Below are 22201 nucleotides of genomic sequence, written 5' to 3' on the forward strand. Positions count from 1 at the left end.
ACGAAACTGGTTCCATGCGGTACGATAGCTTATTCCTTGTTTTCTTGCCCAATCTGAAAGCTTCATTTACACCAATATATTACTATGTATATATATACAGTAACATAAAATCAGCAACAGTTGCAAACCCTAAATGGTTATCCATTAAGCTGGTTCAAAATGAGCATGAGGAACCAGCCTACTATTTTGGTATCTTTCACGATACCAGCCAGCAACACGCCGACGAAGAAGCTCGGGAGCGCTTAGCTTGCTATGATCCTCTGACGGAAATTTTTAACCGAAGTCATTTCCGTGAGAATGTGCTGCGGCATATGCGTTATTGCTGCCGCGAGCAGATCAGTATGTGTTTGCTGATTATTGATTTGGATCGCTTTAAGCAAATCAATGATAGTCTGGGGCATACAGTCGGTGATGATTTATTGATAGAGGTGGCTCGGCGTTTACATCGTTTAACGGCTACCGATCCCGCTTTAACCAGCGCCAAGCACTATGCCGAGAGCTTCCTAGGTCGCTTTGGTGGTGATGAGTTCCTCTTGGCGTTTGAAGATCATTTCCGTGGCATTGAATTGACCCAGTTACTGGATCGTATATTTGATTGTGTTCGCCAACCCATAAAACACAATGGGCGAGTATTTGAATTAAGCGCCAGCATCGGGGTCTCCCATTACCCGGCAGATGGTCTCGAATACGATGACTTGTTGCGTCATGCTGAGTCCGCCATGTATCAAGCGAAGCAAGAAGGTGGTAACCGGGTGGAGTTCTTTACTCCCGCGATCAATGATCAATTACAGCGTCGCTTACAAATCGAAACCACCATGCGCAGTGCCCTTGCCCAAGGGGAGTTTGAGCTCTATTACCAGCCCAAAGTAGGGGGCTTTGATCAACAAGTGGTGGGCTTAGAAGCGCTAATTCGTTGGAACCACCCCAAGCTTGGGGTGTTATCACCGGCGGACTTTATCGATATCGCCGAAGAGAATGGCTTGATTGTACCGATTGGCAACTGGGTATTAAGAGAAGCGTGTAGTTACGGTGCGCAATTGGTCGCCCAAGGCAATGAGAATTTGGTAATGGCGGTGAACGTATCCGCCCGACAGTTTGCCGGTGATAATTGGGTGGAGCAGGTTACTCAAGCGCTGGAGGAGAGTGGCTTACCACCCCATTTGCTGGAGTTGGAAATCACTGAAAGTATCGTGATCGGGAATTTTGAACATGTTACCGAGCGTATTAATGAATTGCGTGCCTGTGGCGTGAAAATTGCTCTCGATGATTTCGGCACCGGTTATTCGTCCTTAAACTATCTGCGCCGTTTACCGATTGATACCTTAAAAATCGACCGTTCATTTATTTCCCAACTGCACCTAGAAGAAAGTAAAGACGATCGAGCCATCGTCTGCGCCATAGTGATGCTGGCAAGAAAGTTAGGTATGACGCTGGTGGCTGAAGGAGTCGAAACACAGGGGCACGTGGATGTTTTACGTGATCTTGGTTGCGATCAGTTACAAGGCTATCTTTACAGTAAACTATTGCCAGCTAAATCTCTTGATTTCTCCTCAATCAAACCCCCTTTACAGGCGATAAAACCCTTGAAAGGCTAAACTAATCCCTCTCAAGTAAGAAGGAGGACGATGACATCATCGTCCTCGTGTGTTTATCAGAACTCTTCCGTATCAATCTCTTGTTGTTGGGCAGCATTATAGCGCGGGCCAGCAACCGTATGTTGATTGATCAGTTCAGACAAGGTGGCTACCTGTAACGCACTGAGCTGTACGCTATCTGCCGCTAGATTATCTTCCATATGCTTTTCAAAGCGCGTTCCGGGAATAGCGACAACGTGATCTCCTTGGGCCAGCACCCAAGCTAAAGCTAACTGAGCAGGGCTGATGCCCCATTCTTGGCTAAGCGCCATATAGTCTTGCAAAAGGGCTAGATTGCGGGGGTAGTGTTCTTCATCGAAGCGCGGCATATTGCGGCGAATATCTTTGTCCTCTAGCTCGGCTTGGCTGGTCACGACGCCGGTTAAGAACCCTCGGGCTAATGGGCTGAATGCCACAAAAGTAATACCGAGTTCCTTACACGCTGCCAAGGTGCCGAGTTCTGGGTTGCGTGTCCAAAGGGAGTATTCCGACTGCAATGCAGTAATAGGGTACTCAGCATGGGCACGGCGCAGTGTTTCCGTGGAAATTTCGGATAAGCCCACACCACCAATTTTCCCTTCTTTGACCAAATCCCCGAGGGCACCGACGCTCTCTTCAATGGGCACATTCATATCGAGGCGGTGCAGGTAATACAGATCAATATGGTCTGTGCCAAGGCGTTTCAGGCTGGCTTCACATTGTTGGCGTAAGTTTTCTGGACGGCCATTAATCTCTTTTTTACCATCGACGTTGGCCATGCCGCATTTGCTGGCTAAAAAGAACTCTTGGCGACGGTGCATGATGGCCTTACCCAGTAGGGTTTCGTTCTTGCCACCGCCATATAGGGTGGCGGTATCGAAGTGGCGGTAGCCCATGTCCAACGCTCTTTGTAGCGCTTGAATAGCATTTTCTTCGGCGACTGGTGAGCCGTAGGCGTGGGATAGGTTCATACAGCCTAGGCCAATTTTAGGATTAAAAAAGAAGGGGGATGTTGCGGACATGACTCACCTCGTTTGAGCATTAAACCAATGGAAAAGGGTGACAAAAGCAGACTGCCGTTAATAAAAACAGGGAGCTTGGCTCCCTGTTAATAAGAATAAACTAATTTCGAATTAGTCTTCTAGGCACAGCTCTAGTTTGTGCAGTGTTTCCATGGCATCAATAGCTTGTGTCACACAGGCATTAGGGGCACGGCCTTCTTGGATTGCGGCGATAAATTCACGGTCTTGCAGCTCGATACCGTTGTTGGATACCGCAACGCCAGTTAGATCAATCTTGTTTTCATTGCCGTCATACAAATCATCGTAACGGGCGATGTAGGTGCCATTGTCACAGATGTAGCGGAAAAAGGTACCAAACGGACCGTCGTTGTTGAAGGACAAAGATAACGTACAAATTGCGCCGCTTGAAACCTTCATGCCGATGCTCATATCCATGGCGATACCCAGCTCTTCATGGATTGGACCTTGCAGCGCCTGAACTTTGGTGGCGACTTCACCGGTTTGGTATTGGAACAAGTCGACCGTATGGCAAGCATGGTGCCATAGCAGATGGTCAGTCCAAGAACGGGCTTGGCCTAGGGCGTTTTTGTTGGAGCGACGGAAGAAGTAAGTTTGCACGTCCATTTGTTGTACTTTCAGCTCGCCCGCTTGGATTTTGTTATGAATCCACTGGTGGGAAGGGTTGAAACGACGGGTATGGCCAGCCATAGCCACTAAACCAGTACGTTTTTGTACTTCTACCACTTTGCGAGCATCTTCGATGTTGTCCGCCATTGGGATCTCAGACATGACGTGCTTGCCCGCTTCCAAACACTGAATGGTTTGTGCTGCGTGCATTTGCGTTGGTGTTGCTAGGATAACTGCATCCACGTCGTCGCGAGCCAAAGCTTCAGCTAGATCCGTCGTATAGTGCGGTACACCACGCTCTTCGGCAAAGGCTTTGATGGCATCGGGTTTGGTGCCTACAACGGATACCACTTCAGCACCTTCAATATTGGCGATCGCATCCATGTGTTTCATTCCGAATGCGCCTGATGCACCTGCAATACAAATTCTCATGTCGTGCTCCTGTAAGTAAATCTTGTGGACTGGAAGCATCCAGTTATTGTTATGTTTCCAATCTAGCACCTAGGGGAAGAGGGTTATAATCCATTAACCGCATCTGACATTCAAAAAATACATAGCCCTTAATAAATTTTCTGTCTAAATTGCTCTGATACTTCCCGGAGCATGGATAAGAAATGGGATTGCGTAAGAGTGGGAAGCCAGTTTTTTCGCATACAAAGCCCGATTGGGCGACGGGTATGCTCCAACGGAAAGGGCAATATATGCAGTAAGCCAATATTGATTTCTCGCTCCACTTGGTTGGCAGAAATCAAGGTGAGGCGGTCACTTTCCAGCAATACCTCCCGTATTAAGATCTGAGAACTGGACTCCACAATCCGGCTCGGCAAGGTAGCGCCGGCATCTTGAAAGAGACTTTCAAAGGCTTGTCGGGTAGGGGTTCCTTCAGCTGGAACCACCCAGGCATACTGGTTTAAATCACTGGCACTGACCTCGGTTTGCGACAGCAGAGGGTGGTTGGCGCGACAAACAATGGCCAGTGGCGGACTCCAAAGCTCTTCTTGAATCACATCATCCGCCGGTGTTGGGTAACGCAAAGCGCCCAGAATCAAGTCCACGTCCCCTTGGCGCAAATGTTGTAACAAATCGGGGTAAGGGCCTTCGATCACCTTAATATTGACATCCGGGTGACGTTCGCTGAAGCGCAGAATCGACTTGGGCAAGATGGTCGTCCGCGCTAGGGGCATACTGCCCACCGCAATGGTGCTGACATCACGGAACTGAATCGCATTGATTTCATAGAAACCTTGGCGTAATTCTGCAAACGCGAGTTTAGTGGCCCGAGACAGCAATTTGGCGGCTCGGGTAGCATCGATACCCAAGCTATTTTTTTCGAATAGCGCAATCCCCAGTAATTTCTCCAAATCCCGTGCAGCCCGGTGTACCGATGATTGGGATACCCCTAGTTGACGACTGGCAATGCTGAAATTGCGCGCCTCGCACACAGCGACCAATGCTTTTAACTGGGTGGTACTGATTTGTGCTAGAAGATTTTTGGGCTGTATCTCGCGATTGCTTGGATCGCGCAAAATATCGTTGGTGGCATCCTGAAGGTAATCCAATGCCCGCGCCACCCGTTTATACCAAATCTCCCCAGAGGGAGTGGGGTACATGCCATCGGAATGGCGCTCAAACAGGATGGTGTCTAAGGATTTTTCTAACTTGGCGATCGCTTGAGTAATCGCCGGTTGGGATAGAAAGATGTTGTCAGAGGCTTTTGTAATGCTCTTCAATTCAGTAACAGCAATAAAAACCCGCAGGTGGCGTAAGTTAGGGATCTGCATTTCCATGGGTCGCTTCATAGGGAGTGTGCTATAAATCTATATCAAAATTGAATGAGTTCAAGATAAAAATGAAAGATATTTGTGGGAAAAATTACGTTAATTGGGGTTTGGAGCCGCTAATATAAGTTTTCTGCACTGATGTATAAGAAATGTTCTTTCTTATTTTTTTATATTAACAAACCCGACGTATGTCAAAGAATCAATTTTTGCATTGTCCCTATACTGCGCCCAAGACAAAGGCAAACGCCGCCGTCGAAAATAACAATAGTGAGGTGACATATGAGTCAGAACAATCCTATCCCGGGTACCTATTTTATGGATGGCCCCGCCGCCACCAAGGGCTACCCCCTCAATAAAATGTGCTACTCCTTCAACAATGCAGAAGCCCGTGCGGAGTTTTTACGGGATGAAGAAGCTTACTTTGATAAATTCAAGCTCAGCGAAGAACAGAAAGAAGCAGTACGTAAGCGTGATGTGATTGCCTTACTAGAAGCGGGCGGCAGTATCTACTACCTTGCCAAGTTTGCCGGTATTTTCGGCCTTAATGTGCAAGATGTGGGCGGTTTGCAAACGGGTATGACAACAGAAGAATTTAAAGCCTTTTTGGTTCAACAAGGGGAATTGGTACATGGCTAAGTTACTTGGTGGTATTGGTAGTTCTCATATTCCGGCAATCGGTGTAGCCATGGATAAAGGCTTAGAACAAGAGCCTTATTGGAAGTCTTTCTTTGAAGCTTACCCGCCGGTGCGTGAATGGCTTTACAAGCAAGAACCCGACATTGCGGTGATTTTTTACAATGACCATGGCTTGGAATTTTTTCACGACCGTAAACCCACCTTTGCGATTGGGGCGGCGGAGCAATACGAAAATGCCGACGAAGGTTGGGGCATTGCCGAAATTCCCCCAGTCACCGGCGAAACTGAGTTGTCTTGGCATATCGTCAATCACCTAGTGGAAAACGATTTTGATATTACCATCTGCCAAGAAATGAAGGTGGATCATGGCTTAACCGTACCCCTCACTCTTATGTGGCCAGGTCATAAATATGGTCATATCAAGGTAATTCCTGTCGCTATCAACTGTGAACGCCACCCCATGCCTAAGCCAAGTCGCAGCTTTGCCTTTGGTAAGGCTATTGGTGATGCCATTCGTTCCTTTGCCGGCGACCAAAAAGTGGTGGTGTTTGGCACCGGGGGCTTGTCCCATCAGCTAGACGGTCAACGTGCTGGCTTTATCAATAAGCCATTTGACCTATGGTGCATGGAGAAAATGGTGGATGAGCCAGAAGCCATGACGGGTTTTAGCAACTACGAGTTGGTGGAAAAAGCCGGCGCCCAAGGGGTAGAGCTAAATATGTGGCTCGCTATGCGTGGCGCATTAGAAGGGGAAGGCAAACTACAAGAATTACACCGTAGTTATCACTTGCCGATTTCCAATACTGGCGCTGGGTTGCAGTTATTGGCCACCGCACACGCCAAGTAAGCGTATTTTGCCGGAATTGACTCAAGCCCTGCTTATTGAGCGGGGCTTTTTTGGCTGCGCTCTTGAGTAATTGTTCTCCTATTAATTTTTCTGGATGTTGCTTATCAACTTTGTTATTTGACCTGTGAAAAATATAGGGTATTTTACTTTATATTGGTTGTTTTTCTTGTTCGAAAGCAGCGTACAACAGAGGGTGATAATAAATGTTTAAGCTTGGCTTGTTAGGTCAAAATATTGCGGCGTCCCGTGCCCCCGCACTGCATACGATGCTGGGTGAGATGAATGGGTTGCCCGTCTCCTACACATTGCAAGTGCCCAATGACAGTGGTGCAGAGGCGTTTCAAGCTAAGTTAGAGAGTCTGGTGGCGCAAGGGTTTACCGGTGCAAACGTGACTTTTCCCTATAAGCAAATCGCCATTGACAGTGCTGATGAAGTCAATGACGCGGTGCGCAAAGTGGGAGCCACAAATACCCTGCGTATTCTCGATGGCAAAATTGCAGCCTTCAATACTGACTACACTGGCTTTATTCGGGGCTATAGAGGTCGTGTTGGTGACTTGCCTGCCGGTAAGGTTCTACTGGTTGGTGCTGGCGGTGTTGGCCGTGCGGTTGCATTTGCCTTATTTGAAGTGGGTGCGACTGAGGTGATGGTCACCGATTTAAATATCGCTGGTGCGCAAGCCTTGGTGAAAGCGGTGAATGATGCGGGCTTTCAGGCGAAATTTGTGGCACCAGAAGAAGCAGCGGATGCCGCTAATAGCGCCGATGGCTTGGTGAACTGCACGCCAGTAGGGCACTACACCACGCCAGGCTGTCCGTTAGCTAAGACTGCTTTTGGTGGACAAAGTTGGGCCTTTGATGCGGTGTATACACCCATGGATACCGAATTTTTATTAGCCGCCCATGCAGCCGGTTTAAAGATCGTTTCTGGCTTTGACCTATTCTTCTATCAAGGTATTGATGCCTTTGAGATTTTTACCGGCCAAAAAGTAGAACAGGTACAACCGGTGTGGGATGGGTTTCGGGAAAAGTTTGCTGTGGTCAGTGAGCTTATCTGAGTGCAACAGGCGTCGAGCCATTAACAGGGACAGGATTAGCGATTAGAATGAAACGCCTTATGCCTTTTGTGTAGGGCGTTTTTAATTGATGACTGGATCCTGATGCTGGAATTAGAAGAAAAAAAGCTCGTTGGGCAATCTGTTTATGAACAGCTGCGGGCTGACATAACCACTGGTCGGTTAGCGCCCGGACAGAAACTCAAACTCAATCAACTGAGAGACCGCTATGGGGTCAGTGTGAACACCCTGCGGGAAACATTGATGCGTTTAGTTTCCGACGGCTTTGTGTTGTTTGTGGATCAAAAAGGTTTTCGCGTAAAACCTATTTCCAAGCAAGATCTGCACGAACTCCATGAATTGCGGGTGATGTTGGAGCTCGCCGGAGTACGCAAGTCGTTGGCAAATAAGAGTGGTCAATTGGAATGGAAATCCAAGTTGGCGAGTGCTCACTATCGCCTCAGTCACATGGAAAAATTGATGTTAGAGGACGAGCAAGCGAACGTTCAGGCGTGGGAGCAAGCGGACCGAGAGTTTCATTGCACTATGGTGTCTCACTGTGGCTCCGAGCAACTCATTCGCTACCACGCCAACGTCATTGAATTATTTATGCGTTATCAAGTGCTGACCTTAGATCGTCGTCCATTCCGCGGGCGAGACTCACAGGACGAACATAATACCCTGTTGGAATGTTTGCTGAATGATGATGTTGCTCGGGCGCTAGCCTTGTTAGAGCAACACATCAATCGCGGTTTGAATTTGCCGACAGATTCCAATTAAAAGTTATTAAGGATAGTTCCATGGAAGCGGTGTTAAATATCACGGCGCCGATCTTTTTGCTGATTTTATTCGGCTTTGTCGCGGTACGTTATGGCGTGCTCCCCAAGGAGAGCTTGCCGGGGTTGAGTCGCTTTGTGCTGTATTTGGCGCTTCCGGCATTGGTCTTTACCAAGGTCGCGACCATGGATATTCGCGCCATCGTCGATTTCCCATTTATGGCATCCTATGCAGTGGGGGGGCTTAGCGCGTTTTTTGGCACTTTGTTGTTAGCGCGCTGGTTGTTTGCTGACAATGCTCTAAACGGTGGCGTCAAAGCCATTGGTGCCACCATGCCCAACAGTGCCTTTATTGGTTTTCCGGTGTTGATGCAGTTTTTTGGTCACGCGCCTACCCAAGCTTTTGCCATGGCGGTGATGGTGGAAAACATCCTCTTTATGCCAATTGCCTTAGCCTTTATTGAAGCCATGTATGGCAAGCAGCAGCCGCGAGAGAAATCCATGGTGTTGGTGATTAGCAAACGGGTTTTGACTAATCCTATTATTATTGCCGTATGTTCCGGCGCTGCTGTGTCCCTGTTAGGGATTCCGTTACCGGAGTTTCTGCAAAAGGGCTTGGATATGCTAGCCATGGGCAGTGCTCCCGCTGCGCTGGTGGTGATTGGCGGTTCTTTGGTGGGAGTGACTATCCGCGGTAGCTTGGCTCCTATTAGTTTAGTGGTGGTCATGAAGTTGCTGTTCTTCCCATCGGTTGTGGCAGCCGTCACCCTGTTGTTTCCTCAAATGCCCCAAGAGCTGCGCTACTCGGTAATTTTATTCGCAGCGATGCCAATGTTCTCGGTTTACCCTATTATTGGTGGCGAATACGGTGATCGCAGCTTCTGTGCCAGCACCTTGCTGATTACCACAGTCGCCTCTTTCTTTACCTTGAGCGCGTTGCTGCGCTTTCTTATTTAGGAGTACGTTTCATGGCAACGATTATGGTACTAAATGGCCCTAATCTAAATTTACTTGGCCAGCGTGAGCCAGCCCAATACGGTTACGAAACTTTGGCAGATGTGGAGAGCATGTGTCGCGAGGCAGCACAAGCTCTCGGGCATGAGGTGGATTTTCGTCAGTCCAATCATGAGGGAGTACTGATCGATGCCATCCATGAAGCAGGGCGCGGTGTCAAAGAGGGTTCAGTGCTTGGCGTGGTGTTCAATCCTGGTGCTTATACCCACACCTCCATAGCGCTGCACGATGCTATTAAAGGTGCGGAAGTGCCAGTAATCGAAGTGCATATTTCCAATGTTCATGCCCGTGAATCCTTCCGCCATCACTCGTATATTTCCCCTTGTGCCGCTGGCATTGTCGTTGGCATGGGAGTACATGGCTATGTTATGGGTATCCAAGGATTGGTGCACAAATTCGGTCGCTAGCTAGCATACCGTCTCAGCTTCGCCCCTGTTATGGCGCGAAGCTGAGTGTTCAAAATTCCATTGGCTTGTAATAACTGTCCAGTTTTTTGGCTGTATCCCTCACGGCATTCATAAAAAGTTGCAGCACTATGGATGGCACTGTATCGGCACGGGTGGTGAGTCCTACGGGCCCCAATGTCTCCTTGGTATCGACAGGAAGCTCTGCCAGCTCACCGTCGGCGATTTCCCTTGCTACTACCCCTTTAGAAATAATCCAGATTGCATCACTTTTGCGCAAAAACTCCTTACCGAAGGAGTCTGACACCGTATCAATGCGGTCTTGGATATTACCGACTCCTTGAGATAGTAAAAAACGATCCACCGAAGGTGCGGTTATTGATCCTTTTGGGGGGTAAAGTACCGTATACCCCGCGATATCACTGATTTTGAAATTGGGCTTGGTTAATAACGGATGGTTTGGGCGTACCGTAAAGGCAACTTGTTCGGAATACAAATGTTGGAAAGAGAGTCCTGACATGGCTTCCGGTAAACCCAAGCGACCAACCACGAGATCCAGCTCACCGACGCGCAACTGACTCATCAGTAATGAGTTCGAGCCGGACACGAAATGCAATCTGGCGTCTACGCCACCCTCGCGAAAACGCAGCACCGCTTCGGGTAAAACGCTGGTAGCCACAGTGGGTAGCACGCCAATACTGATCTGATTGATGCCTTTTTGCTGCGCTTGAATAATCCGCTCGGTGCCTTCCCGTAAAGCCGCCACACTGGTGCTGGCATGTTCTAAAAACACATTACCAAATGGAGTTAACTCAATCCCTTTTTTGCTGCGCTCCAACAGGCGCACGCCCAGAATATCTTCTAGTTCTTTTAGCTTTTTCGAAACCGCAGGTTGAGTTAAGGCAAGCACATCCGCTGCGCGGATCACACTGCCTTGCCGAGTCACTTCTAAAAAACATTGCAGGTGACGGTATTTGATGCGGTTTTCGAGCATAGCAGGCTCCCCTAGTCGGCATAACAGCCAATATTAAAGCGGAAAAAGACAGTAGTGGGTACTTAGTGTAGCCACTAATGCTGTTTTTATGTATTCCTTTTTTGGAATGTTTAATGGGCTCTATTTCATGAATTGCGGTTAATTTAACGCCTAAATCCTGTGCTAGCATAATTTATATGACAAAAGCGTATGCAAGCCTGCGATAAGCTTGTGGCGTGATAGGTTCCTAATTTTTTGGTGAGGATGCGCAAATGAAAACGGCACTAGCAACCGTCTCTATCTCAGGTACATTACGGGAAAAGCTTGAAGCGGCGGCAAAGGCGGGTTTTGACGGAGTAGAAATCTTCGAGAATGATTTGACTCAGTTTGAACTCTCGCCAAAAGAAGTTCGCAAAATCGCCGATGATTTAGGCTTAGCCATCATTGCCTTGCAGCCATTTCGTGATATAGAAGGGATGCCAGAAAAACTACGCCTGCAAAAAGTTGAGATGCTCAAGCGTAAAATGGCCGTTGCCCATGAGATGGGTACGAACCGGCTACTGATGTGCTCCAACGTCCAACCTTACTCATCGGGAGATCGTGATCGCTGTGCGGACGATTTGCGTCATTTAGCTGAGTTAGCGGCACCAGAGGGGATTATGCTGGGCTACGAAGCGTTGGCGTGGGGCTATCATATCGCCGATTATTATGATGCTTGGGACCTTGTGAAACGTGTTGACCACCCTAACCTTGGTATTAACTTAGATACCTTTCATATGTTCTCCCGGGGCAATACTTTAGATTTGCTACGGGACGAAATTCCGGTAGACAAAATTGCCCTTGTACAAGTGGCGGACGCGCCGGTAATGCCACGACAGGACTACCTAACCTATAGTCGCCACTCTCGTTGTTTCCCCGGACAGGGGGATATGCCTGTCGTGGAATTTGTGCAGGTATTGAAAGACAAAGGGTTTGACGATTACCTTTCCCACGAAATTTTCAACGATGATTTCCGTTCTTCATCTCCCATCGAGAAAGCGATTGATGGTATGCGTTCACTGATTTGGCTGGATGATCAAACCGTATCTACAGGGGAACCTAAATCTTTCCCGGTTAAGGTGCCGGAAGTGAAACGTTTGGAATTTATTGAATTTGCCATTGAGGGGGAAACGGGTGAAGCCCTAATCAAAACGCTGGCCCAACTCGGCTTTAAAGAAACCCACCGACACGTTTCCAAAAATGTCAGCTTGATGCGCCAAGGGGATATCAACCTAGTACTGAACCGAGAGCCTGCGAGCCAGGCCCACGACCATTTCCAAAAACATGGCGTCTCCGTTTGCGCTATCGGCTTTGCCACAGAAAATGTGAAGCAAACCTTAGCCATGGCTGAGCATTACCGCGCTGAGCGCTTCGCTAACCAAGCCGGCCCCGGAGAACTGAATATCCCAGCTATTCGTGGCATCGGTGACAGCCTAGTGTACTTAGTGAATGCGGACAGCAAATACCGCTTTTTCGATGTGGATTTTGAGCCCATCGAAGGCATCCAAGGGGAAACCGGTGTGGGTCTAACCCGAGTAGATCATCTTGGACAAACGGTGCCCAATGTGGACTTCCTATCGGCTGGTTTCTTTTATAAATCCATCTTCGGTTTTGATATCGAACCCAAGCAGGACTTGCCCGATATCCACGGTCTGGTCGTCAGTCGCACAGCTACCAACCGGGATAAGTCCGTACGTATTCCGATTAATATGACCAACGCCCGCTCAGCATCGGCGGAGCGTTTTATGCAAAAAGCTGGCGGTTCCGGCGTACAGCAAATCGCCTTTGCCTGTGACGATATCTTTGCCGCGGTGCAAAATATGGATCAGGAAAAACAACTGCCGATCCCTGCCAATTACTACCGTGATTTGGAGGCGCGTTTTGGCCTTGATCCAGAGCTGGTACAAAAACTCAAAGAGCACAACATTATGTACGACGAAAATGAACAGGGGGCGTTCTTCCATTGTTATACAGAAGAAATCCACGGAGTCTTTTTCGAAGTGCTACAACGGGTTGGCAATTACAGTAATTACGGCGAAGCCAATGCCTACGTTCGTTTAGCCTCCCAGGCTCGTCAGGAGCAAAACCACACAGCTTCATAACGGGTTACGCTGTGTGGCTGATTGGCCTGTGGCACCGGCACCTACCCATGTAGCTGTCGGTTTTTTTATGCCGCGTGGTCCGTGTATTCGTCCACACTCACGACTAGCTCATCATCATTACTGTAATCTACGGATTCATCATCAAGGTAGCTGCTTGCTTCATCATCCGGCTCAATCACTAAGTCATCCATCACCGTCTGACTAGGGGAACTTTGTTTGGCCTTAGTCGGCGTCGCCTTTTTGGGCTTGGCAACGGGCTTGCGCTTATTATTCAACGCAGCGAGCACATCGTCTTTGTTTTCCGCTAAAAACATAGCCAAATTCGGCACTATGTCGTTGTCACTGAGCTGTGGACACGCTTCTAACAGCTGCTCAAGTTGCTCCGCTGTTTCCAGTAATTTGTCATAAGCATCTGCTTCAGCTTTGCTTGAAAAGGTCATTTTTTCGGTTCCGTTTCGTTCGACAACGTATTTCACTACAACAGGCATGGTCTGCACCTCGCGTTAAAATATACTGTTTATTTATACAGTAAATTTAATTTGATTGTCCACTAGTTTTGTTTGTCGTTCGTCATTTGGTATGCGGCAAGAGACGTAACTCTGGTAGCAATACAGGCTGAAGTTGAGTAAATTTGTCTTAAGCAAACAATTGTCTAGTTATGGATGCACCTATGCCCAACGGAATCAACAAAGCCAAGCTCACTGAAACAGACATCATCACCAAACTGGTGTTACCGGCAATAAAGCGCGCCGGTTGGGACGACATGACCCAGATCCGCCAAGAAGTGAAGCTCAAAGACGGTAAAGTCGTGGTGCGGGGCCAAGTGGCCGCCCGGCAAAAAGTGAAATCCGCTGATATTGTCTTGTATTACAAAACTGGAATGCCATTGGCGGTCATCGAAGCCAAAGCTAACAAATATGAGCTGGGCAAAGGTATGCAGCAGGGGCTGGGCTACGCCGAGCTGTTAGATGTGCCGTTTGTGTTCTCCACCAATGGGGATGGTTTTCTGTTTCACGACAAGACCAATCTCGGGCAAATGGAATCCGAAATCGCCCTAGAAGACTTCCCAAGCCCAGCCACCTTGTGGCAAAAATTCACCCAATGGAAAGGCTACCCGACAGAACAACTTCCCATTATCGAAGAAAGATACCACGACGATGGCACCGGCAAAGCGCCGCGCTACTACCAGCAACAGGCCATCAACAAAACGATTGAAGCCGTCGCCAAAGGTCAAGACCGCATTTTACTGGTCATGGCCAACTAAAGGCCAAACTCACTGACAGTAAAACCACCCAGCTAAACCTAACCGATGCCCTAGTGGCGCAGGCGGTGTAAATCATTTGTAAGTAGGTAATAAAAAGGCGACTGAACAGTCGCCTTTAAGGTTGAGCTTTACGCAAGCTCAACTTGATAGAAAGGTTTTAAGCGATTAAGGGCAATAGTAATGGCTTTTTCATGAAAGATTTTACTCTTTCGCGCCGCAGCTCCTACACCAGCAGGCCATTTGCTGATACCGTCCATCAGCGCTGCTTTATTAGGTTCGACTTCCTCTTTATGGATGAGCCAATCCAGAGTTGACAGTAGCTCAAGGCCGAATGGGGTCTCGAAACCATCAATGAGTTTAATTGTTTCTGTCAAAGCCGCTTTATAGGGCTTCATTTCACTGCTTTTCAGATATGCCTCTAAGCGCTCTTTTTGCGCATCATCAAACCAGATCACATCGAGCGGATCACTATCGCTGATGCGTTTTTCACATATTAGATAAGTGCCATCCAAATGATCTAAAACATGACGAAGACGGTCTGCGTAAGGGCCATAAATATTGGCTTCAAAACGTAAGTCTAAAGGGTTACTTGGTAGTTCCGGATGGCGCTCGATAGATCGTTCTAAGAACCAAGCGAGTTTTTGAACTTCTAACAAGCTGCATTCAACCCCAAGTGTCCAATACTGACGAACGAGCTCTGCGATCATGGCGCGAGCTGGGGTAAGTTTGAGTTCACCTTTGCGTTTAGCTACATTTTGATATTGGGATGTCGGTTCGTAGACGTACACATCTACACCCTCTAAGTCAGCAAGCGTTTGTTCAATATGAGGCTTAACGTCATCCCAATTCAGTTTGCCATTACCTGCGCCTAAAGGGGGAATAGCAATAGATCGCACATTATTCTCAATAATAAATGACCTTAGATCCTTTAGTCCCTCTACGATCCATTCCATTTTGGATGGGGCGCGCCAGTGTTGCTTTGTTGGAAAGTTTACAATCCATTGTGGGCCTGTGAGCTCGTCAGTAGATGTGACAAACATTTTACCAGTTTGTACTTGCTTAGCTTTACAGGCTTGCGCGTAAATATTCATGTTTTTAGGGAAGCGTTCCTTGAACATGAGCGCAATTCCTTTACCCATTACACCTACGGTATTTACCGTGTTGACTAGGGCATCTACCTCTGCGTCGAGCAAGTTACCTTGTGTGTAATGAATCATATTAGAAATACCATTTTGTTCTTTTGCGGATATCTAGGGCAAGCGATCTTAACTGAACTTCACGTTCCAATTGAAGCTTAATCTCTTCAGTATAACAAACAATCCCCAACAAGCTCTGAACAGGAAGATGTTGGTAGACGAGTGCTTCTGCTTGGTAGCGCTCTAACTTTTCAGGATCGTTTGCATCGCGCTGAAAATCTCTGTTTTGCAGAATGTTCCAGTCTAGGTTGCTTAAGTCGTTATATTGATTGAAAAACTCAGCCAGTTGAGTGTAAGCGTGTCGATCGGTGAATACGAAAGGGGTATTGTTTTCCACCAGCTTCGGGATCGATGAAACCAATATGACTATTTCTTCGTTACGTCGTTTTGCCACACCTCTTCCAGTATAGATGTTGTACATCATGGGAGAAAACGGCGTGAAGTAAAATGGAACGTAATCGCTTAGTGTTCCGAAAGGCTCAATAGGAACAGCCCTTTGTGTTCTTTTCTGAATCAGCTCCTGATTACCAATGGCTACGTAGTTAGGTGACTGAACCGTGGAATTCGCACTGTAGAGACCATTATCTAAAATCCATGGGATGTTACTTACATGGACGATACGCCATATAAGACCTTTTTGCGGATTTAAATTTTGATAACGACCTGACATGCTTGTTTCATCGAATTTTAGTTTTAATGTTTGCTGGTTTCAATCAGTTAGTCAGTTTCAAAAGCCAGTATCAAAGAAATGACTATGGATGTAGACGGCTAGGCTGCACGGCTTGAAAGCAGGCCTCGCCCCCTGATGGGGACGGTGCCGTAACTCCTTCTACACATGGTAGACGAGATGTGTGAACTATAGGTACACAAAACCAATCTATCAATATCAAATTGATAATATCCGATCCAGAACGTATGCGCAGCTTTGGCCTGACCATGTTTGATATGCTACGAGCGCTTGGGGAGCAACGATAACGGATTAATTTTCAACTCAAATAGGTACTTAAAGTCCACACTTTGTGAACTTAAAGTACTCAGCGTTAAACTTTCGTATATCGAAATGGTATATTTGAGTACCAAATAGGTACTCAGATTGCTTGTCATAACCACTCTTTGGAGCTGTACGAATGAAGATCAAAACGTTAACACTAGAGCATTTTCGACGCTTTACTCGATTTTCGATGAGCTTCGAGCCTCAGTTGACGGTTTTGGTCGCTCGCAATGGCGCGGGTAAAACAAGTATTTTAGATGGTGTTGCAACATCACTTGGACCACTGCTTACACGGTTACCGGATCAAAAAGGGTTGTCTTTTAAAGATACGGACTTCCAAGTGTTGGCAGATGGAAAAAAACCGCCTTTCATGCGTTTAACAGCAGAATCTTTTGATGGTGTTATGTGGGATCGTACTGAAAAGCGGGATAAGACGCAGAGTACGGCAAAGCAGATCCCCGAAGCTTTGGGTCTCAAGTCTTTGAATGAGTATTCTGATCGTTTAATTGATTACTTTAATGCGGGTGAAGCTGTTGAACTGCCGATATTAGCCTACTACGGAGCGGGACGAGGCGTATTTGATGTGCCTGCGCGGAAACGTAATTTTGGTAAGCAGTTCTCACGTTTTGACGCTCTAAAAGAAGGCTTGGTCAGTCAAACGAACTTTAAGCGCTTTGTTGAGTACTTTTATGCTTTAGAAACGATTGAGACGCAAAAGCAGAAAGAGCTTCGTTCTTTTGAGTGGGAGCTGCCTGAGCTCAAGGCCATACGCAGAGCCGTGAACTTAGTCGTACCAGAATTTTCGAATCCCAGAGGTGTTTATCCTGCTGGTATTCAAGTCGATTGGTTACGTGATGATGCGACCCAAACATTGCGTATCGAGCAGTTAAGTGATGGCTATCGTACGACCTTGGCAATGGTGATGGATATTGCTTCTCGTATGGCTGAAGCGAATCCAGAAATGGATGACTCGTTGCAGTCGTCTGGCATTGTTATGATTGATGAGGTCGACTTACATTTACATCCAGGTTGGCAGCAGACTATCTTATTAGACTTAATGCGTGCATTTCCGAATATTCAATTTATTGTGTCAACTCACAGCCCTCAAGTTATTTCATCTGTTAAGCCTGAGTCTTTGCGTGTCATTGATTGGCATAATGATGAGCCGGTTTTGCAATCCGTTGACTTCTCAGAAGGTGCGGAAGCTCAGCAAGTATTGCTAGATGTACTAGGTCTAAAATCTGCACGCGTTGAAGCCTTACCAATTGTTAAATCTTTAGAGCGGTATCAGTCGCTTGTTGCGCAAGATAAGTGGGACTGCGATGAGGCAAAACGCTTACGTGAAGAGTTGGATAGATGGGGGTTAGAGCATGAACCGGAGCTGGCGCGTTTAGATATGGATATTCGAATAAAAGAGTGGGAGCGTGAGCAGTCATGAAGAAGGTATCTAAGGGAGTAGATCCAAATTTATTGAGGGTCTATAAACAGGCATCCCCCAATAATACTTGGGAGCAATTTAAGCAATCAAAAGCTCGACGAGAGGAACTCCAGCAACAAATACGCTACGATCAGGGCGGCTTGTGTGCTTATTGCGAGATTGATCTTTTGCCCGCTCCAGTGAATACACAGACAGAGGATGATTTTCGTATCGAGCATTTTCATCCCAAAAGTGATGATTCTGACCCAAATAAAAATTGGCATCTAGACTGGAATAATTTATTAGGATGCTGTCACGGAGGGAATCAACGCTACGTATCCGATGGTAAAAGATTTACCAGTCCAGACCACTCTTGTGATGTTCCTAAGGATAATAAAATCCTCGACAATGTAATTCTTAATCCATTAAATATTCCCGCCTTCCCGAGACTGTTCAAATGTGATCGAGTATCTGGCGCCTTATCCGTTGATGTTCAAAACTGTGGTGTAGCCAGTATTTCGATCGTTAAAGCGCAGGCAACTATCGATGAACTTCATTTAGATAGTAACCGATTGCGCCGTTTTCGTAAGGCCGTTTTAGATGACGTAAATGAGCAGATGATACGTTATATGCGCCAAGGGCTTTCCGTTGATCAAGCGCTTCAATTACTAGCTGCGGCGTTGCTTAGAAAAAATGGAAACCAAGAGTGGCCAAAGTTTTTTACAAGTATTCGTAATTACTTAGGCGAAGCCGGAGAGCGACAGCTTCAGGCTATTGGTTATAGTGGTTAGGCTTACAATCATAGTGTTTAATCGCTTTTTTAAGGCCTTCGCGAGATGCGTTCTCTAGGCCATCCACATCAAGACGGTCGCAGGAAGTGCCGGTACTCATGGTTGTAGCCCTCAGTATTGCTTGCCGTTAAAGTATCGCGCAAATTACCCAAAAGCTCAAATTTTGAGCTGCTTAATACCCGGTGGCAACCTGAAGCCACAACGGGATATTCTGCTCTGCATTGTTTTCGTTATTGCTTCTTTAGCTCAGACCGAATGCTTGTTAGAGTTGGCGCTCTTGTGAGGTACTAACACTATGCAATTTGATATCACTCAATGGGACTATTCCGTGCTCAAGCAGAACAAGGAATGGTTGCTGACTTTAGTCTGGTTGCTGGGCGTGACTATTGTGCGCCGCTACTGGAAATATGTACTACGTAATAATCAAAAAATTGATCACGACAAAAAACGTCAGCGTTTGAACACCCTCGATAATGCCTTCAATTTGTTGATGGTAATCGGGGTGATTTTTGTTTGGTCAGCAGAGTTACAGAATATTGCTATCTCCATCGCGGCTTTCATGGTGGCGCTGGTGGTGGCCACCAAGGAGTTTATTTCCTGTATCGTGGGGGCATTTTACAAAGCCAGCACGCGCCCCTTTGATGTGGGGGATTGGGTGAAAATCGGCAGCTTTGAAGGGGAAGTCACCGACAGCGACTGGCTTTCGACTACTTTGTTTGAAGTGGATTTAAAGGGGAAAACCTATACTTACACTGGACGAACTACGGTGGTGCCGAATAGTTTGTTGTTGACCAGTACGGTGCAGAATCTTAACTATATGCGCCGCTATGTGGAGCATACTTTCGCTATAGCCCGTCAGGGGGATGAGGTGAATTTGTATGAAATACGCGAGCAGATCCTTGAACGCATTAAAGAATACAGTGAACATTTTCGCGATGTGGCGATACGTTACAACAGTCTGATTGAAAAGCGCTTAGACATTAAGATCTCCGGCCCAGAGCCGAAGGTGCGTATCACAACAACGCCAGAAGGGCACAACGTGTTTACTGTGTCGCTGTTTTGCCCAACCCGAGAAGCGGTAGATATCGAGCAAAAAGTAACTCAGGATTTTATGCGGTTTTGGTTTGAGCAGCGCGCTAAACAAGAGAAAGGAGCGGATCATGGGTAAATTGTTAGTAATGCTGCTGGTTGCCTTGCCGTTGACGGGCTGTAGCGCCTTGCACATCACTGAGCAGGGGTTAAATCAGGAGCTGGCGACTCGCCTAGAGCAAGGTGTGGGCGAAAATCGTATTCAATTAACCATGCCCGATGGTGCCTTTGACATGGCGCTTTTAGTGAAAGAAGCGAATATCGATCTGACAGAACGGGATGGCGGACTGGTGTTATTGGCTATGGACACAGATATTCAAGGAACCCTGACCATGTTTGGGCGAGATGTGTCCTTCAAAACCAGCCTGAGACCAGCCTTTGAATCGGGTATTCGCTTACAAGGCAATGAGGTATATTTGGTGGCCCCTAAACTCACCAATATTCAAGTGCATGGCAGTGATTTCTCCGATGCCATGTTACGGCAGTATCTAGGTGGTTTACATTCAGAGTTTGAACAAGCGGTGGCGCAGTACTTTGAGCGTCATCCTGTCTACGTGCTGGACCACTCATTGATGGAAAGAACGGCGGCAAGTTTTGTTAAGAACCTAGCAATCACCGAAGATACCATTGAATTTTTAATTTTTTAGTCCCATGTCTGGGCTTGAATACCGAAACAGTAAGGAGCTCAAATGAGCATCACCAAAAACAGCGTTGTGCAATTCCATTACACCCTCAAAGAAGGGGAGAATTTTATCGAAACGTCGGCTGGTAACGATCCATTAGCCTATTTGCATGGTCATGGCAATATCGTTCCCGGTTTAGAAAAGGCGATGGAAGGCAAAGCCGCTGGTGAAGAATTTGAAGTCACTGTTCCTTGTTCTGAAGCTTACGGTGAGCGCCAAGAGGGTAAAACCCAACAAGTACCAATTAAGCATTTACAAGGTGCGAAGCGTTGGAAAGCAGGCATGGTAGCGACTGTCCATACCGACCAAGGTATGCGCCAAGTTACCGTGGTAAAAGCAGGTTTGAAACACGCCACTGTGGATTTGAATCACCCATTGGCGGGCAAAGATTTAACCTTTATCGTGCAGGTTATCGATGTCCGTGAAGCGACCGCAGAAGAACTTTCCCACGGTCATGCCCACGGTGTTGGCGGTCATCACCACCACTAATACGGTACAGAATTATGCTAGGGCGCGCTCTATGGCCGCTCTGGCATGAATTTCGGTCGTATCAAACAGAGGGATTTGCGTATGTTCTTGCTGCACTAGCATGGCGATTTCCGTACAGCCCTCGATCACACACTGAGCACCTTGCTGTGCTAGGTTGTTCATAATCTGCAAGTAACTTTGTCGCGATGCGGAGTTAATCTGACCCTGACATAGCTCCTCGAAAATGATTCTATGCACTTCCTCCCGTTCTTGGGGTGAAGGAATCATGAACTCTATGCCTCTAGCTTCTAATCGCTCCCGATAGAAACTATCTTCCATCGAAAATTTAGTGCCGAGAAAACCCACCCGAGTGAATCCGGCTGCGATGATAGCATCAGCCGTGGCATCGGCGATGTGCAGCACCGGCAAGCCGCTAATTTGCTCGATTTGCCCAGCGACTTTGTGCATGGTGTTGGTGGCAATAACGATATAGTCTGCCCCACTCAGCGCTAGCTTACGCGCCTCTTGCCCCAAGACTTCACCGGCTTGGTGCCAGTCCCCTTGCCGTTGCAGACTGGCGATGTCTTCAAAGTTCACGCTTGAGAGCAAGATTTTGGCAGAATGCAGCCCGCCTAGACGCTCTCTCACTAAGCGGTTCATAAACTGATAATAGTGAGTAGTGGACTCCCAACTCATGCCGCCTAAAATACCGATGGTTTTCATCATTTTGCTCCTTAGTCAGATGGGGTTAGCTTAGAGCCATACAGCTGACGCGTTCAGCAGCAGATACATCGAATTTTCACGAACTGTGTGGGGATGGTGTTAACTGTGTGCCATACAGATGCGCGATGCTAGTCATCGAAATGTATCTGTACTTTGGGTTTCTTATTCGCGCTAGTGGTGGGCAATTTTAGTGGTTCAACGATTTTTTCCAGACCATTTACTTTGACTTCCAAAGCCAGTTGCAACCAGCGCCCCAACTTCCCTTCCGGCCAGCCTTTGTGGTTAAACCACAGTAAATACTCTTCCGGTAGATCAATGATCAGGCGACCTTCGTACTTGCCAAACGGCATGGTTTGGCGGGCGATATCTAATAAGTCTTGTTTTTCAATCATGGGCTTGGTCTGTTTATGTAGATCAATCAGGGAAGAAAGAGGTCTCGCTAGAAATCATTGTGACCTATGATACGCATAATTTCGACATAATCAGGCTGAACTCGGTAGAAAATAGCATGAACACCACAAACACTACGCCGATACCCTGGTCTAATGTAGTCAACAGCAGGGTTTGCAACTGTTGCTGATTTTATGTTACTGTATATATATACATAGTAATATATTGGTGTAAATGAAGCTTTCAGATTGGGCAAGAAAACAAGGAATAAGCTATCGTACCGCATGGAACCAGTTTCGT

At 47.1% G+C, this 22201-nt stretch carries 23 protein-coding genes and 1 pseudogene; 14 read left to right on the forward strand and 10 right to left on the reverse strand.

The genetic code is table 11. The annotated features are described in order from the left end of the window. Positions 1-1595 (forward strand): putative bifunctional diguanylate cyclase/phosphodiesterase (locus tag FJM67_RS15340; protein WP_140591131.1); only part of this gene is annotated, 1595 nt, incomplete at its 5' end. Positions 1596-1651: 56 nt separating this feature from the next. Here FJM67_RS15340 and FJM67_RS15345 read toward each other — a convergent pair. The 3 genes from FJM67_RS15345 to FJM67_RS15355 all read right to left on the reverse strand — a co-directional run bounded on the left by FJM67_RS15345 (position 1652) and on the right by FJM67_RS15355 (position 5049). After that, a complete protein-coding gene (locus FJM67_RS15345; protein WP_140591132.1) occupies positions 1652-2635 on the reverse strand; it encodes an aldo/keto reductase in 984 nt (327 codons plus the stop codon). A gap of 111 nt (positions 2636-2746) precedes the next feature. Beyond that, on the reverse strand, positions 2747-3694 hold the full coding sequence (locus FJM67_RS15350; protein ID WP_140591134.1) for a Gfo/Idh/MocA family oxidoreductase: 948 nt from the start codon (positions 3692-3694) through the stop codon (positions 2747-2749). Between the two features lie 128 nt (positions 3695-3822). Further along, entirely contained in the window at positions 3823-5049 is a 1227-nt protein-coding gene (locus tag FJM67_RS15355; RefSeq protein ID WP_140591136.1) for a LysR family transcriptional regulator, read from the reverse strand. Between the two features lie 273 nt (positions 5050-5322). On the opposite strand from FJM67_RS15355, the gene FJM67_RS15360 reads away from it, so the two are divergent. The 6 genes from FJM67_RS15360 (at position 5323) to aroQ (ending at position 9778) form a co-directional block, all read left to right on the forward strand. After that, positions 5323-5679, forward strand: a complete 357-nt coding sequence (locus FJM67_RS15360) for a protocatechuate 4,5-dioxygenase subunit alpha (protein WP_140591138.1) — start codon at positions 5323-5325, stop codon at positions 5677-5679. Continuing rightward, positions 5672-6526 carry a class III extradiol dioxygenase family protein gene (locus tag FJM67_RS15365; protein WP_140591141.1) on the forward strand — a complete coding sequence of 285 codons (855 nt, stop codon included), beginning with the start codon at positions 5672-5674 and terminating at the stop codon, positions 6524-6526. Before FJM67_RS15360 ends, FJM67_RS15365 begins: the two co-directional genes overlap by 8 nt. 203 nt (positions 6527-6729) lie before the next feature. Beyond that, positions 6730-7584, forward strand: a complete 855-nt coding sequence (locus tag FJM67_RS15370) for a shikimate dehydrogenase family protein (protein WP_140591144.1) — start codon at positions 6730-6732, stop codon at positions 7582-7584. Positions 7585-7686: 102 nt separating this feature from the next. Then, positions 7687-8361, forward strand: coding sequence for a GntR family transcriptional regulator (locus tag FJM67_RS15375; RefSeq protein WP_140591147.1), 675 nt, complete (start codon positions 7687-7689; stop codon positions 8359-8361). 20 nt (positions 8362-8381) lie between these two features. Further along, a complete protein-coding gene (locus tag FJM67_RS15380; protein ID WP_140591150.1) occupies positions 8382-9314 on the forward strand; it encodes an AEC family transporter in 933 nt (310 codons plus the stop codon). Between the two features lie 11 nt (positions 9315-9325). Next, a complete protein-coding gene (gene aroQ / locus FJM67_RS15385; RefSeq protein WP_140591153.1) occupies positions 9326-9778 on the forward strand; it encodes a type II 3-dehydroquinate dehydratase in 453 nt (150 codons plus the stop codon). Between the two features lie 49 nt (positions 9779-9827). Here aroQ and pcaQ read toward each other — a convergent pair whose 3' ends face one another. Further along, a complete protein-coding gene (gene pcaQ / locus FJM67_RS15390) occupies positions 9828-10769 on the reverse strand; it encodes a pca operon transcription factor PcaQ (protein WP_140591155.1) in 942 nt (313 codons plus the stop codon). Positions 10770-11020: 251 nt separating this feature from the next. On the opposite strand from pcaQ, the gene FJM67_RS15395 reads away from it, so the two are divergent. Next, positions 11021-12889: a bifunctional sugar phosphate isomerase/epimerase/4-hydroxyphenylpyruvate dioxygenase family protein gene (locus FJM67_RS15395; protein WP_140591157.1), complete on the forward strand. Its 1869-nt coding sequence runs from the start codon at positions 11021-11023 to the stop codon at positions 12887-12889. Positions 12890-12954: 65 nt separating this feature from the next. Here the strand turns inward: FJM67_RS15395 and FJM67_RS18005 are convergent, their stop codons facing one another. After that, positions 12955-13377 (reverse strand): YebG family protein, encoded by a 423-nt coding sequence (locus tag FJM67_RS18005; protein ID WP_140591159.1) that lies wholly within the window; start codon positions 13375-13377, stop codon positions 12955-12957. A gap of 182 nt (positions 13378-13559) precedes the next feature. On the opposite strand from FJM67_RS18005, the pseudogene FJM67_RS15405 reads away from it, so the two are divergent. Then, positions 13560-14147: pseudogene (locus FJM67_RS15405) on the forward strand (type I restriction endonuclease); the annotation flags it as partial. 134 nt (positions 14148-14281) lie between these two features. On the opposite strand, the gene darG reads toward FJM67_RS15405, so the two are convergent. Both darG and darT read right to left on the reverse strand, forming a co-directional pair. Beyond that, positions 14282-15370, reverse strand: coding sequence for a type II toxin-antitoxin system antitoxin DNA ADP-ribosyl glycohydrolase DarG (gene darG, locus FJM67_RS15410; RefSeq protein WP_140591165.1), 1089 nt, complete (start codon positions 15368-15370; stop codon positions 14282-14284). Between the two features lies 1 nt (position 15371). Further along, on the reverse strand, positions 15372-16019 hold the full coding sequence (gene darT, locus FJM67_RS15415; protein ID WP_140591169.1) for a type II toxin-antitoxin system toxin DNA ADP-ribosyl transferase DarT: 648 nt from the start codon (positions 16017-16019) through the stop codon (positions 15372-15374). A gap of 457 nt (positions 16020-16476) precedes the next feature. On the opposite strand from darT, the gene FJM67_RS15420 reads away from it, so the two are divergent. The 5 genes from FJM67_RS15420 to FJM67_RS15440 all read left to right on the forward strand — a co-directional run bounded on the left by FJM67_RS15420 (position 16477) and on the right by FJM67_RS15440 (position 20809). Next, the gene (locus FJM67_RS15420; protein WP_140591171.1) at positions 16477-17778 is read left to right on the forward strand and encodes an AAA family ATPase; all 1302 of its coding nucleotides are present in this window, start codon (positions 16477-16479) and stop codon (positions 17776-17778) included. Beyond that, positions 17775-18548: a retron system putative HNH endonuclease gene (locus tag FJM67_RS15425; RefSeq protein WP_140591174.1), complete on the forward strand. Its 774-nt coding sequence runs from the start codon at positions 17775-17777 to the stop codon at positions 18546-18548. The genes FJM67_RS15420 and FJM67_RS15425 overlap by 4 nt, the downstream gene beginning before the upstream one ends. A gap of 295 nt (positions 18549-18843) precedes the next feature. Beyond that, positions 18844-19716 (forward strand): mechanosensitive ion channel family protein, encoded by an 873-nt coding sequence (locus tag FJM67_RS15430; RefSeq protein WP_140591177.1) that lies wholly within the window; start codon positions 18844-18846, stop codon positions 19714-19716. After that, positions 19709-20284 carry a DUF1439 domain-containing protein gene (locus FJM67_RS15435; protein ID WP_140591179.1) on the forward strand — a complete coding sequence of 192 codons (576 nt, stop codon included), beginning with the start codon at positions 19709-19711 and terminating at the stop codon, positions 20282-20284. The genes FJM67_RS15430 and FJM67_RS15435 overlap by 8 nt, the downstream gene beginning before the upstream one ends. 42 nt (positions 20285-20326) lie before the next feature. Beyond that, positions 20327-20809, forward strand: a complete 483-nt coding sequence (locus FJM67_RS15440) for an FKBP-type peptidyl-prolyl cis-trans isomerase (protein WP_140591182.1) — start codon at positions 20327-20329, stop codon at positions 20807-20809. A gap of 12 nt (positions 20810-20821) precedes the next feature. On the opposite strand, the gene FJM67_RS15445 is transcribed toward FJM67_RS15440, so the two are convergent. The 3 genes from FJM67_RS15445 to FJM67_RS17675 all read right to left on the reverse strand — a co-directional run. After that, complete coding sequence (locus FJM67_RS15445; RefSeq protein WP_328591933.1) at positions 20822-21514, reverse strand: aspartate/glutamate racemase family protein; 693 nt, start codon at positions 21512-21514, stop codon at positions 20822-20824. Positions 21515-21639: 125 nt separating this feature from the next. Continuing rightward, positions 21640-21903, reverse strand: a complete 264-nt coding sequence (locus FJM67_RS15450; RefSeq protein WP_140591185.1) for a DUF3820 family protein — start codon at positions 21901-21903, stop codon at positions 21640-21642. Positions 21904-21950: 47 nt separating this feature from the next. Continuing rightward, positions 21951-22201: type II toxin-antitoxin system RelE/ParE family toxin (locus tag FJM67_RS17675; protein ID WP_407943638.1), on the reverse strand; the 251-nt coding region annotated here is incomplete at its 5' end.

Source organism: Maribrevibacterium harenarium, from assembly GCF_006385675.1.
Taxonomy (GTDB): Bacteria; Pseudomonadota; Gammaproteobacteria; order Pseudomonadales; family Marinomonadaceae; genus Marinomonas; species Marinomonas harenarium.